General features: G+C 69.1%; 10 protein-coding genes and 1 pseudogene. 5 read left to right on the top strand and 6 right to left on the bottom strand.

Annotation, left to right across the window (positions count from 1 at the left end; genetic code table 11):
* Positions 1-1,133: 1,133 nt before the first annotated feature.
* Entirely contained in the window at positions 1,134-1,283 is a 150-nt protein-coding gene (locus ACF1B9_RS29065) for a hypothetical protein (RefSeq protein WP_391795946.1), read from the bottom strand.
* A 58-nt stretch (positions 1,284-1,341) separates the two neighbouring features.
* On the opposite strand from ACF1B9_RS29065, the gene ACF1B9_RS29060 reads away from it, so the two are divergent.
* The gene (locus ACF1B9_RS29060; RefSeq protein WP_391745502.1) at positions 1,342-1,554 is read left to right on the top strand and encodes a hypothetical protein; all 213 of its coding nucleotides are present in this window, start codon (positions 1,342-1,344) and stop codon (positions 1,552-1,554) included.
* 145 nt (positions 1,555-1,699) lie between these two features.
* Complete coding sequence (locus ACF1B9_RS29055; RefSeq protein WP_391745504.1) at positions 1,700-2,389, top strand: UdgX family uracil-DNA binding protein; 690 nt, start codon at positions 1,700-1,702, stop codon at positions 2,387-2,389.
* 245 nt (positions 2,390-2,634) lie between these two features.
* Here the strand turns inward: ACF1B9_RS29055 and ACF1B9_RS29050 are convergent, their stop codons facing one another.
* Positions 2,635-3,096: a Crp/Fnr family transcriptional regulator gene (locus ACF1B9_RS29050; RefSeq protein WP_391745506.1), complete on the bottom strand. Its 462-nt coding sequence runs from the start codon at positions 3,094-3,096 to the stop codon at positions 2,635-2,637.
* A gap of 210 nt (positions 3,097-3,306) precedes the next feature.
* A pseudogene (locus ACF1B9_RS29045) lies at positions 3,307-3,987 on the bottom strand (nicotinate phosphoribosyltransferase); the annotation flags it as partial.
* An 839-nt stretch (positions 3,988-4,826) separates the two neighbouring features.
* Between ACF1B9_RS29045 and ACF1B9_RS29040 the strand changes: the two are divergent.
* From ACF1B9_RS29040 to ACF1B9_RS29030, 3 genes are all read left to right on the top strand, one after another.
* Positions 4,827-5,609, top strand: coding sequence for a VOC family protein (locus ACF1B9_RS29040; protein ID WP_391745508.1), 783 nt, complete (start codon positions 4,827-4,829; stop codon positions 5,607-5,609).
* A 166-nt stretch (positions 5,610-5,775) separates the two neighbouring features.
* Positions 5,776-6,036, top strand: a complete 261-nt coding sequence (locus ACF1B9_RS29035; RefSeq protein ID WP_391745510.1) for a hypothetical protein — start codon at positions 5,776-5,778, stop codon at positions 6,034-6,036.
* Positions 6,037-6,113: 77 nt separating this feature from the next.
* Entirely contained in the window at positions 6,114-7,745 is a 1,632-nt protein-coding gene (locus ACF1B9_RS29030) for a phytoene desaturase family protein (protein WP_391745512.1), read from the top strand.
* 421 nt (positions 7,746-8,166) lie between these two features.
* Here the strand turns inward: ACF1B9_RS29030 and nrfD are convergent, their stop codons facing one another.
* Genes nrfD through fdh form a run of 3 tightly spaced genes read right to left on the bottom strand, consistent with a single transcriptional unit; the run spans position 8,167 to position 13,342 of the window.
* Positions 8,167-9,126: an NrfD/PsrC family molybdoenzyme membrane anchor subunit gene (gene nrfD / locus ACF1B9_RS29025; protein ID WP_391745514.1), complete on the bottom strand. Its 960-nt coding sequence runs from the start codon at positions 9,124-9,126 to the stop codon at positions 8,167-8,169.
* Between the two features lie 14 nt (positions 9,127-9,140).
* The gene (locus tag ACF1B9_RS29020; RefSeq protein WP_391745515.1) at positions 9,141-10,058 is read right to left on the bottom strand and encodes a 4Fe-4S dicluster domain-containing protein; all 918 of its coding nucleotides are present in this window, start codon (positions 10,056-10,058) and stop codon (positions 9,141-9,143) included.
* Entirely contained in the window at positions 10,055-13,342 is a 3,288-nt protein-coding gene (fdh, locus tag ACF1B9_RS29015; protein WP_391745516.1) for a formate dehydrogenase, read from the bottom strand. Before fdh ends, ACF1B9_RS29020 begins: the two co-directional genes overlap by 4 nt.
* Positions 13,343-13,421 lie beyond the last annotated feature (79 nt).

Below are 13,421 nucleotides of genomic sequence, written 5' to 3'. Positions count from 1 at the left end.
GCTCCGCGGACCAGGGAGAAGCCCACCGCTCCCTCCGGTCACCCCCAACGTTCGCCGGCGAGCGGTGGAGCCTCAGCGCCCACCGACGAGGCGTGCACCAGAGCCGCTACGCCCGCTCTCGCCGCGGCTTCGAAGACCCTTATCGATCCCAGGGCATTGCTGCGCCAGGTCACCACTGGTCGTGGGTGGGCTGGAACCAGGCCAGGTGGATGACGACGTCCGCACTGGCCAGGTGCTGGTCCAGGGGGTGTGGGCAGTCGGAGCGGGAGGAATCCACCGTGGCCCACTCCACGCCAGGGACCGACACCGTCGGGCGCCGACGGGCCGGCCCGAGGACGGCCGCCACGTTCGTATCCTCCGCCAGGGCCCCGACGACGCCGGTCCCCACACTGCCGGTGGCCCCTGCCACCACCACTCGCACGGCGCACCACGTCGATCGCGACCCCCATGGGTTCATGGCCGAGGATGTCGCCCGGGTCCAGGTACGGTCCGAGCACCTCGTACAGGTGCAGGTCGGAAGCACATATCCCAGTGGTGGTGATCGGCACGATGGCGTCGTCCGGTTCTTTGATCCGTGGGTCTGGGACGGTTTCCACACGCACGTCCCGACGTCCCTGCCAGGTGAGTGCACGCATGGTGTCTCTCCTCACTGCAGTACCTCTGGAAGCGGTGGATCCGGCGCCTTGGGAATGCACGTGGAGGGGGTTGGTTTCCGGCCCATCTGTGCTTCGAACGGATCGGGATCGGTCCCGGTGGCTGAGGGCTCCGACGCGCTTGTGCGTTTGACGGTCCCACTCACCGGCTGCCTCGTCGGTACGGGCCGACTCATCCAGCGAACCAGTGACCGGGTCACCTCGCCTCTCGGGGCGAGAATGTCCCATGTGCGGCGACGGTGAACGTCGCAGGAGAGGTCGTCACGGGCTTGGCCGTCGCGCCGTACAGCACGCCCAGAGGGCCGCGGCCGGGCACCCACGGGGTCGGGGCGCAGCCGGACCAATGCCGGTACCCAAGTCTCATCCCGGCCCTGGCCACGCGCATCTGGATCAACCGCATGTGCCGGACGGCACCGCCGGCGAGACCACCGATCATTGTCCTGCATGGTTCCGTCCGGCGGCGACCCGCGACAGCACACATCAAACAACCGCGACTACAGTGGCGACTCGGCCTCCCACAGTGACGATGAACTCACCGCCTTTCTCACCGATACCGGAATGGCGGATCCGCACCGAAGGGGAGACGACCCCGCCGTGGTCCAGTGGCAAGGCGCCGAAGCCCATCAGCACGAGCCCTCCTCCTGATGATGTACGAGCCCGGACGACGCAGTGGCAGCAGTCTGATGGTGTGAAACCCCCGATAGTTGTGCACCGTACGGCACCGTCCACCGGCGGCCGAGCAGTCACGATCAACGGCACCATCGCCGGAATCGCCCGCGACGACGGCGATCTGATCGGCTTCCTCCGGCAGGCCGGACTCTACGACGCCGAACATCTCCTCGACGATCCCTCCTGGATCGAATGGCGCGGCAGCCCCGCCCACCGCTACCAGCCACCATGACTCAGAGCTGTTCGCCTTGGCGGTCGCCGTGCGCCGCCCCTGGGAAGGGCCGATCCTGACCTGAAAGGACGGAGTCCATCGGGTGTGAGGCGTCGCCGTATCCAGGGACGGCTCCCCACGCGGGGGCACGACCGAGGGAGGTGCAATGTCCAGTAGCGTGAAAGGGCCCCACAAGAGTGCCCTCGACTACGTGCCCACCAGGGGTGGTCTGTCGGCTCTGCGCCGCGCAGCGGCCGATTGCCAAGGGTGCCCGTTGTACGCGGACGCCACGCAGACGGTCTTCGGCGCCGGTCCGGCCACTGCGCGTGCGGTCCTGGTGGGAGAGCAGCCCGGCGATGAGGAGGACCGCCAGGGCCGGCCGTTCGTTGGTCCTGCGGGTCGTCTCCTGCGCAAGGCACTCGCCGAGGCCGGCATCGATGAGGAGCAGGTCTACTTCACCAATGCGGTCAAGCACTTCAAGTTCGTGCCCAGCACGGGAACGCGGAAGCGGCGTATTCACAAGGCACCGAACCTGCGGGAGATCACGGCCTGCCGTCCTTGGCTGGCAGCCGAATTGCGCCGTGTCGATCCCGCGCTCGTGGTGGCGTTGGGTGCGACCGCGGGTAAGGCCCTGCTTGGCAGCTCATTCAGAGTGACGGAGGCCCGCGGCGCGCTGCTGCCCCTGCCGGATTGGGACATCCCCGCTGCGCCAGGCACCGTGCGGGAGGACAACGTGAACAGCCACCGGTTCCTCGCTACGGTGCATCCGTCGTCCGTACTGCGGGCGAAGGACCGGGCGAAGGCGTACGGAGGGCTGCTCTCGGATCTGAAGACGGCCGCACGATTTCTCGGCTGAGGTTTCCTTCTACCGGCCCCCTCGGGCAAGGCCGCTGGTGAATCGGCCGAGAGGGGCGGCGTTGCGTTGACCAGAATGCGGTCCGACGCGAGCATGTGAGCCTTCCCCTGGAGCATCAGCTCGGCGATCTCCTTGGACGAAGCCTCGCGACCGATGTGGCTCATGACGTCGCTGACGGGGTACCAGGATGCAGCCTTGGCGTGCTCCTCAGGCATGGCTCTCGGGTGGCGGCATGGCGGCGTACATCACACAAAGCCGCCGCTGCCGTGAGGGGCGTAGAGATCGAGCAGACGGATCCGGGCGGCCTGCAACCGGTGGGCGAGAACCTGCCCGACCCAATGCCCGATGGCCGAACCGAAGGCGGGGTCCGCGTCCATCATCATCCGTACCGTCGCTGCGTCGAACTCATGGGTACGGACAGGCGTCATCGCCTCGGCACCGAGGTGCCAGACGTAGGGCTCGAACAGCCAGGACCAGCCGACCAGTTCGCCGGACCCGAGATTCTCGATCGCGGCCGGGGAGCTTCTTGGTACGCGGAAGTCCAGCGTGACGGTGCCCGAACGCAGGATCCAGAAGCGGTCCGCGTGATCTCCTTCTTGGAAGAGACGGGTTCCCTCGTCGAAATTGACCTCCTGCCCGATCTGCATCAGGCGGGCACGGTACACGGCAGGCAGGGCTGTGGTGATGCGAGTGGGAGAAGCGCTCATCGGTGGACCTCCTCTGTATCTCCGTTTTCAGCATTGCCGGACAGTCGCCCCACGGACATGGGCCGACCGGCCCCTGCCGCGGTCCCGTCCGGCCCTGCGCCGGAGAGCTCCGAGATAACTCACAGCACCGATCGGTTCCGTCGGCTGAGGACATTCCTGCGACCGATTGCGAGATCGGATCAGAGAGCTCCGTGGGTGTGCCCCAGCAGAGGTGTCCACGAGGAGTGTCACCGGGCCCGGAAGGGACCGGGCGAAGGCCCGGAACGCGGCCTCCTCCGCCCCGAACGCCTCGATGTACGAATGGGCCATCGTGCCTACTGCGGGCAGACTCTCGGAGTAAGCGGCCGCCACATTGCTGGTTCCGGCGAAGCCGACCATGGTGCCCAGCCGGGCCGCCTGGTGTCCGGCTGCGACGCCACGGGCGCGACGCAGGGAGAAGTCCACGACCGTGTGTCCGTCGGCGGTCAGGACGCACCGGGCGCATTTGGAGGCGACGGCGGTCCGGTGGTTGAGCTGGTTGAGTACGTAGCTTTCGACGAGCTGGGCCTGCGGGAGAGGTGCGATGATGTCCAGCAGGGGCTCTCCGGCCGGCACGACGTGCCCTTCGGGGACTGCTCGGACTTCGCCTCTGATTTCCAGGCCGAGCAGCGGTGCCAGGTCCTCGGGCCGTCGTCCCAGCACAGAGGCGAAGACGTCCACGTCATCCCCGTCCGCACGACAGGCGGAGAGGAAGTCGAGGACCGGTTCCAGCCCGGCGCAGACAAGAAAGCCCCGGTCCGGGGGCAGATTGCGCACGAACAGACTGAACATCGCCGAACCGGTCATGCCCTCGCGCAGATACGACTGAGCCATGGTGACCTCGTAGAGGTCGGTACTCGTGGCATTGGACATCGACGGCACCATCCTCTCCGCCGTGTCACCTCCATTGGCGTTGTCTCCCGGCCGCGCGCGGCTACGCCGCAGCAACCCGCTCCTCCACTATCGACCTGCTCCGCATCGTGGGCCAGCCAGACGCCGGGGTGGGGCAACCAGTACTGCCGAACCCTCTTTCTTTCAGCGTGCTCCAGTGCACGCAGCGAGGACTTGTGTTTCTTCTCTGGTCGAGTGGAAGGCGGTGGGGACGACAGCTGCCCTGGTCCCGGGGTGTGAACAGACCGAAGGCCAGGCTGCACGCCCTCACGAGCGCTCCTCCGACCGCGGGCCTGAGCTCGGTGATCTCGACGGGGGACCGGGCGGTGGTCCGGTTGCCGACGAGAGAGCCTTCAGCCCGTCCGTCCTCGCCGGGATTCCTGCAGTTACGCAGAGTGAGAGTGAAGGTCTGACCAGGATGAACGACCCTCGGGCTCACGACAAGGAGGGCCGGCCCTGGACGCACCGGGCCGAACCGCGAAGCGGGGCGGGTGAGGCGGCGGCGCGCAATCGGGCGCCAACGTGGCGATACCGACGTGCGGCGGGGTGCGGGTACGGCGACGCTGGGAGAGGGAATATGGCCCTGCCGCACTTCAGGTTGCCCTGGGCTCCGAGGACGGGGGCCTGAAGCGGCGGCAATCCGGAGGTGAGGTCTCTGACCTGTTCACCAGCACCCGTTGCAGCACGGCCCAGCGGCCACCCACCGCTCCTTCGCGGTTGCCGAATGTGTTGACTCGTGAGGGCTCAGCGGCAGGCCGGGGGTGTTCCCGGCCTTCAGGTGGGGGACGTGCTGACTGCTTCTACCTTCGGAGGAGCGTCGCATGTCCGACGTCGATGGCACCACGCACACGCCCGGCGCGCCCTGCTGGGTAAACCTGATGACACGGGATCTGCGGGAAGCACAGTCCTTCTACTCCGACGTAATGGACTGGGAGTTCCGGGACAGCACATTCGGCAGTGACTTCTCGGTGGCGCTGGCGCATGGTGAACCGGTCGCCGGAATCGGATGCTGCCGCGGCGGTGGTCATCCGGCCGCCATCTGGACGCCGTACTTCGCCGTCCGGAACGCGGACGAGACCGCGGGCCGGATCAGCGAGCGCGGTGCCACGCTCGCGGTCGGTCCTCTTCCCCTGGGGGAGGGCCGCGCCGGGATCGCCGCCGACCGTGACGGGGCCGTGTTCGGGTTCTGGGAGGGCCCGGCTTCGACCTGGTGCGTGGGACGGGGCAGCGCCCCCGCCCGATTGGACCTGGAGACCCGCGACGCCTTCGAGGCCGCCATCTTCTACGCGGAGGTCTTCGACTGGGCCCAGCCTCCCGGCGGATGCACAGTCGACTACGCGCACGACCACGTCCTTGTCCAGTTTGCGGGCCACACCATCGCCACCCTGCACGGCCAGGACCTCGGAACCGATCCGGATCCCGCGGTGCGGCCCCGCTGGGTCGTCGACTTCCGCGTCGAGGACGGCAAGCAGGCGGCAGCGGCCGCCGTCATAGCCGGGGGCGATTCCGCACCGACTCCTTCTCCCGTCGGTGCCCCGCGCGACGCTGCCTCGTTCGTCATCCGCGATCGCGAAGGCGCGCATTTCACCGTCTCCAGCGCCTGAGGCCTGCCCCCGGCGCATCGCCGCACCCGTTGCCACCCCCTGGTCGCCCCGCGCGCGTTCGCTGCGTCGGCCAAGAGCCCTGGTGGCTCCACTGCACTCCGCGTGATTCCCTCCGGACATCCGCCTAAAGTGAGAATGAGTATCGTCGCTCGACTACACGGTGCGCGTGGGACCCAAGAAGTTCCACGGCCGCACCACGGTCCGGCGTCACGATCCGCCGGGCGCCCTGGAACTGGAGGCGGACAGTGGTCCGTTCGGCACCGCGCGGATCGCCTTCGACATTCGGGCCTGGGGTGACAAGACGGTCGTGATCGTCGACGAACACCCGCTGGGCGGGCTGGGAGGACAGCTCCACAACGTCGTGCTCGACGCCCTTTTGCAGATCCGGCACCGCAACATGCTCCGCAGGCCGGTACAGGGGCGTTGAGGCCATGCCATGCGATGCCGACCCATGACGCGCCTCTGGGTGCCGGGGCGGTACCGAGTCCGAGGGAAGGCATAGCGATGCTCGATGCAGTGGTGATCGGAAGCGGGCCGAACGGCCTCGTGGCGGCGAATGTACTGGCTGACGCGGGGTGGAGTGTGGAAGTGCTGGAGGCCCAGGGCACAGCGGGCGGTGCGGTACGCAGCGACCGCGGAGTCCACCCCGACTACGTCAGTGACATCTTCAGCGCCTTCTACCCGCTGGCGGCCGCCTCGCCGGTGCTGTCCGCACTCCGGCTGGACCGTGAAGGACTGCGCTGGAGCCATGCTCCTCATGTACTCGCACACCCGCTGCCGGACGGCCGGTGCGCGGTGCTGGATCGCGACCGGCTGACGACCGCCGCGAGCCTCGACGCGTTCGCGCCGGGCGACGGCCAGGCGTGGCAGGATCTGTGCCACATCTGGGACCGGCTGGGCGACGATCTCCTGAGCGCCCTCTTCGCGCCGTTTCCACCCGTGCGGGCGACGGGCACCCTGGCAGCCAAGCTGAGGGGAGCAGGCGGATTGCGGTTGGCCCGGAGCCTGCTTCTGCCGGTCCGCCGGTTCGGCGAGGAGGAGTTCGCGGGCGAAGGCGGGCGTCTCCTGCTGGCCGGCAACGCCCTGCACGCGGACCTGGCGCCCGAAGCAGCCGGCAGCGGGGGATTCGGATGGCTCATGTCCATGCTCGGGCAGTCGTACGGATTCCCCGTTCCGGTCGGCGGTTCGGAGGCTTTGACGGCGGCTCTCCTGCACCGGCTGCGCAGGCGCGGCGTGACCGTGCGGTGTGGGGAACGTGTCACGGAGATCGTCGTACGCGGTGGCCGGGCGGCCGGGGTGCGAACCGTTTCCGGCGGGGCCGTGCCCGTACGCAAGGCGGTTCTGGCGGACGTGTCGGCACCCGACCTGTACCGCGAGTTGGTCGGTGAGCACCACCTGCCGCCCCGCATCTTCGACGATCTGCGACGCTTCCAGTGGGACTTTTCCACGTTCAAGGTCGACTGGGCCCTGGACCGACCGATTCCATGGCGCGCAGACGGAGCGGTGTCGTCGGGCACGGTTCATCTGGCTGCGGGGATGGACGAACTCACCAGATTTGCTGTGCAGATCGCCATGGGGCAGATACCCGACCATCCGTTCTGCCTCCTGGGGCAGATGACGACGTCCGACGCCAGCCGCTCACCAGTCGGCACCGAATCGGCATGGGCATACACCCATGTGCCCCAGCACATCAAAGGCGACAGCGGATCCGAAGGGCTGACGGGCCGTTGGGACCGGTGCGAACAGGAAATCATGGCCGACCGGATAGAAGTGCATGTCGAGCGGTATGCTCCGGGCTTCCGCCACACGGTGCTCGCCAGGCGCATTCTGGCACCGCCCACCCTGGAGGCGGCCGACAGTAATCTCCACGGGGGCGCGATCAACGGGGGCACCACCAACCTGCACCAGCAATTCGTCTTCAGGCCCCTCCCCGGCGCGGGCCGCCCCGAGACGCCGGTGCGCGGCCTGTATCTGGCCTCCGCTTCCGCTCACCCGGGGGGCGGAGTCCACGGCGCACCCGGCGCCAACGCCGCCCGGGCTGCCATCCGTGCCTCACGCGCCACCGGCAGAGCCTTCGCAGCCGCCCAACGCGCCCTGGGACATCGGGGTCGCAGCGGTGAGCGGGAGAGGCCCTGAACCCATGGGCCCCGACCCGGGTGGTGCCGCCCGACAGCCGGCCCCCGGCGAGAAGCAACCCGGGAACCCCGAGCATCGTGTTGCCCTGGAAGCCGCGCTGGGACTGAATTGCCCGTGCGCGATGACATACAGACCGACGAGCAGAGCGACCGGCGAATGGACGAGCGTGTAGCGGCGCGGATGGGGTGCGACCGGGGCCGGGGCCGGGGCCGGCTCGACGGGCCGCTCGTCGGGGGTCTGCCGCAGCCGGACGACCGTCCCGAGTACGGCCGCGCCGCACTGGCTTTCCCGCTGCGGAGCATTCCTTCCAGGTCACCCGGGACCGTGGCGACAACCCGTACGCCGTTGTCCGGGTATCCGCTTACGGTGGCCGCCGCCTCCCCGTTGTGCCGGCTTTTCGCCGACTACGTCCGCGTGCGGTTCACCGGCGGTGCTCCGTTTCGTGGTTCCGCTGTGCGTTCTCACGTTGGGGACCGACGGTGTAGACCGGATCCTCGGCCGAGGCGACGCCGGCCGCGAAGATCCCGAAGCGTGTGCAGGCCGACCCCGCGAGCAGCGAGAGCCCGGCGCCGACGGCCATCGCGCGCCGGTTCCCGAGCACGGCCGCGCCCACGGCGCCCGCCACGGTCAGCAAGCGGGCGGAGCGCAGCAGCGTACCGGCCCGCCCTTCGTGGTACGTCTCGGCCACCATTCCGAGCCGCCGTTCCGCAGCCCGCTGCGCGAGGCTCTCGCCCGCTGCGGCGAGCACGGCGCCGCAGCGGGCGGCGGCGTTCTCGCGGGTGGGGGCGACGACCAGCGCCATCCCCGCGGCGGCGGCGGTCGCCGACGCTCCGAAGAGGTAGGGGAGTTCCCGGTGTGCGCCGTGCCAGGCGGGCACCGCCGTGTCGGCTGCGAGAACCGCGGTGTACGTAGCGACAGCGGGACCGAGCAGAGCGGCTGCGGCGGTGGCGGCGGCACCGGCTCGAGGCAGCCGGCCGGCGACGGCGCACAGCGCGGACGCTCCGGCGGCCGGCCCGTAGGCGGACAGCAGCCAGGAGCCGATATTCATCGGTGAGGTCGGCTTGAACACGCGCAGCATGTGGGTGAACCGGCCGGGGCGGCCGAGGTCGTGGACCAGCGCCGCCGTGGAAAGACCGATCGCCGCGAGGGAGGAGACCTTCATCGCAGTCGCCGATGTACCGCGGCCGGTCAGGTGCGCCCCGGCGGCGAACACCGAGCCCGCGCCGGCGAGTCCGCCGAGGAAGAAGTACCCGGCGATGTCCTGGGCGGACCAGGCGGGCGCCTTGATCACGGGTCGGCCGTAGTACGAACGGAACTCGGCACGCGGAACCATCAACTGTTCACCGCGCCTCGGACGTTTGCGTTCCTGCTTCGTCCTCATGCGCTGGGCGTCCCTCATCGCTGTCCCTTCCGTCGGGTGAGTGCGGGCAGAGCGAACGACAGCGCCAGCCCACCGACGAGGGACAGCGCCGCGGCACCCGCGTGACGCCACATGGTGGGCAGGTCGCGCGTGGTGACGACCGGGGCCGGTGGCAGCCCGTACACCTCCGGGTCGTCCAGCAGCAGGAAGAACGCGCCGTCCCCACCGACCCCGTTGTCCGGTGCCTCGCCGTACAGACGGGCCTCGGTGACCCCCGCCGCCTGCAACTGCTCGACCCGCAGAGCGGCGCGCTCGCGCAGCTCGTCGAGCGGACCGAACTGGATGGACTCGGTCGGACACGCCTTTGCGCAGGCCGGCTCCTGTCCGGCGCCGAGGCGGTCGTAGCACAGGGTGCACTTGAAGGCCCGTCCGTCCGAGGGCCGTTGCTCGATCACACCGTACGGGCAAGCGGGCACGCAGTAGCCGCACCCGTTGCAGATGTCCTCCTGGACGACCACCGTCCCGAATTCGGTGCGGAACAGCGAACCGGTCGGACAGACGTCCAGACAGGCCGCGTGCGTACAGTGCTTGCAGACATCCGAGGACATCAGCCAACGCGTGCCGTCGGGGCCGGGCTCCGGCGCAGGGCCGCCGTCGGCCCTTCCGGGGCCGACGAGCGGCAGTTCCGTCCGGCCGTCCGGCTTCGGCTGTTCGATGAAGGCGACATGACGCCAGGTGGAGGCGCCCAGCCCACCGGTGTTGTCGTACGACATGCCGGTGAGCGAGAGCCCGTCCTCCGGGATCGCGTTCCACTCCTTGCAGGCGACCTCGCACGCCTTGCAGCCGATGCAGACGGATGTGTCCGTGAAGAAGCCGACGCGTGGCGGCGCGTCCTGGTGTCCCGCATCGCCTGCCGGGTCCGGCTCCGGGCCGCTGAACACGTTCTTCCTCACGTCAGGTCCTCCGTTCCGGTCCTGGCGGTAATGCCCGCCCGACGGCGGTATTCGGCTACGAGTTCCGGCAGCTCGGGCCCCCTGGGCCGGCGCCCCGGCCGGATGTCGGCCGTGAGCGCCTTGTCCTCCTGGATCAGGGCGTTGGGGTCGAGCGCGATGGCCACCAGCTCGTTGGCCGCATCGCCGGTCGCGACCCCGTTGGGCCCCCAGTGGAAGGGCAGCCCGATTTGATGGACGACGCGCCCCTGCACGGTCAGTGGGACGATCCGCCGGGTCACCATGACGCGCGCCTCGACGGCGTTGCGGGCGGTGATGATCGTGGCCCAGCCACCGTGTTCGAGCCCCCGCTCGGCAGCGAGCTGCGGTGACACCTCGCAGAAGAACTCGGGCTGCAGCTCGGCCAAATAGGGCGACCACCGGCTCATTCCGCCCGCCGTGAAATGTTCGGTGAGGCGGTGGGTGGTGACGACGTACGGATACACCTCCGCGCCCGGTTCGTCGCCGCTGGGGTGGTAGCGGTTGCCCTCCCGGGGGTGCAGTTTGCGCACCGGGGAGCGCGAACGCGCGGGATAGAGGGCGTTGGTGAAGGGTGAGTCCTGAGGCTCGTAGTGCGTGGGCAACGGGCCGTCCTCCAGCCCGGCGGGCGCGTAGAGCCAGCCCTTTCCGTCGGCCTGCATGATGAAGGGGTCGTCACCGCGCAGGGCGTCCGGGCCGGTCGCGCCCTCGGCCGGGACATGGTCCGGGGCCCGGTCCGGTACGAAGTCCGGGACATCGTGACCGGTCCATCTGCCCTCCGCGCCGTCCCACCACACGTATGCCTTGCGCGCGCTCCACGGCGTGCCGTCAGGCGCGGCCGAGGCCCGGTTGTAGAGGATGCGACGGTTGGCCGGCCAGGCCCAGGCCCACTCCGCGGCCACCCAGTCCTGCTCCGTGTGCGGCTTGCGGCGGTCTGCCTGGTTGACACCGCCCGCGTACACCCCGCAGTAGATCCAGCATCCGCAGGAGGTCGACCCGTCGTCCTTGAGCTCGGTGTACGCGCTGAGCGGCGCCCCGTCCGGGGCGTTGCCGTTGATTTCGGCCAGGACCGCGGCCGACACAGGCTCGCGTAGCGGCCCGTCGACCGGGTAGTCCCAGGTCAGGTCCTGGATGGCGCGGTCCATCGGATCGGTCGAATCGGCCAGACGCTCCTTGATACGCCTGCCGAGGTGATACATGAACCAGAGGTCGCTCCGGGCATCACCCTCAGGTTCGACAGCCGCCCGGTGCCACTGGACCCACCGGTTGGTGTTGGTGAAGGAGCCCGACTTCTCCGTGTGTGAGGCCGCCGGGAAGAAGAACACCTCGGTCCCGATCTCCTCGGTCCGCATCTCACCCGTCTCGATCTCGGGCCCGTCCTGCCACCACGTCGCGGACTCGATCAGTGAGAAGTCCCGTACGACCAACCAGTCCAGCTCCGCCATGCCCAACCTTTGCAGCCGGGTGTTCGCGGAACCGACGGCCGGATTCTCTCCCATCAGGAAGTAGCCCTTGCAGACACGGTCCAGCTGAGCCAGCACTGTTTCGTAGGTGGAGTGGGAGCCGGTCAGACGGGGGAGGTGGTCGAAACAGAAGTCGTTGTCGGCGGTGGCCGCGTCACCGTAGTACGCCTTGAGCAGGCTGACGAAATAGGCCCGCATATTGCCCCAGAAGCCCTTCTCGGTGCGGCTGGCCTCGATGAAGGCGTCGAGATTCTCGTGGGAGTGGGCGTGTGGCATCGGCAGATAGCCGGGCAGCAGATTGAACAGCGTCGGGATATCGCTGGATCCCTGGATTGACGCGTGGCCGCGCAGTGCCTGGATTCCGCCGCCGGGTCGGCCGATGTTGCCCAGCAGCAGCTGGAGGACGCTGGCGGCCCGGATGTACTGGGAACCGACGGAGTGCTGGGTCCAGCCCACGGCGTAGGCGAACGCGCTCGTGCGTTCGCGCCCGGAGTTCGCGGTCAGCGCGTCGCACACCTGCTGGAAGACGTCACGCCCCACTCCGCAGACCTCTTCGACAAGTTCAGGGGTGTAGCGCGCGTAGTGGCGTTTGAGAATCTGGTAGACGCAGCGCGGGTGTTGCAGGGTCTCGTCGCGCGGTGGGCGTCCCGCGACACGCGCGCCGCCGGAGCCGTGAGCCTCGGGTCCGGCCGCTTCGTGGACGCTGTGGTGTGTCCCTCGGGCCGCCGCCGCGTCGCCGGAGGTGCGCTCGTCGTACTGCTCGTCCACGTCCCCGGCGGGTGCCTGGACGTGCACGTCCTCGTACTGCCAGCTCTGCGGGTCATAGTGATGCCGCTCGTCGTCCAGGCCGGAGAAGACCCCGTCGAGGTCCTCCGTGTCGCGGAAGTCCTCGCGGACCAGACTGGCGGCGTTGGTGTAGGCGAGGACGTACTCGCGGAAGTCCTTCTCCTCGGTGAGGACGTGGTTGATGATGCCACCGAGGAACGCGATGTCGCTGCCGGCCCGGATCGGTACGTGCAGGTCGGCCACCGCGCTCGTACGGGTGAAGCGCGGGTCCACATGGATGATGCGGGCCCCACGCGCCTTGGCCTCCATCACCCACTGGAAGCCGACCGGGTGAGCTTCGGCGAAGTTGGACCCCTGGATGACGATGCAGTCGGAGTGCTGGAGGTCCTGCATGAAGGTGGTTGCGCCACCACGTCCGAAGGAGGTGCCGAGTCCGGCCACCGTCGAGCTGTGACAGACGCGGGCCTGGTTCTCCACCTGCACCACGCCGAGCCCCGTCAGTAACTTCTTGATGAGGTAGTTCTCTTCGTTGTCGAGCGTGGCCCCGCCGAGGCTGGCGATGCCGAGGGTACGTGCCGTACGGAGTCCCTCATGCTCCCACTCCCAGGTCCTGCGACGGGTCTCGATCACCCGGTCGGCGACCATGTCCATCGCCGTCTCCAGATCGAGCGGTTGCCAGTCGGTCCCGTACGGCGGCCGGTACAGCACCTGATGACGGCGTGAGGACCCCGTCGTGAGCTGCAGCGTCGCCGATCCCTTCGGGCACAGGCGGCCCCGGCTGATCGGCGAATCGGGGTCGCCCTCGATCTGGACGACCCGGCCGTCCTTGACGTACACCTGCTGGCCGCAGCCCACCGCACAGTACGGGCACACGGATCGCACGACTCGCTCGGAGGTGGCGGTGCGCGGCCGGATGTTCTCCGTGCGCCGCGACATGGCCGCACGCCCTCTGCCCAGCGGATCACCGCTGGTCAACTGCCGGTATACCGGCCAACGGCCGAGCGGATTCGGAACTGCCATAGCGTCCCTCCGGTGACTCGGGAAACCCTCTCCAGGCTCACCCGGCGGTTGGATGTCGGCGACACGGAGCGGCCGGCCG

It is taken from the genome of Streptomyces sp. NPDC014727, assembly GCF_043083485.1.
In the GTDB taxonomy this organism is placed as follows: Bacteria; Actinomycetota; Actinomycetes; order Streptomycetales; family Streptomycetaceae; genus Streptomyces.
This window is presented reverse-complemented; position numbering and strand designations above follow the sequence as displayed.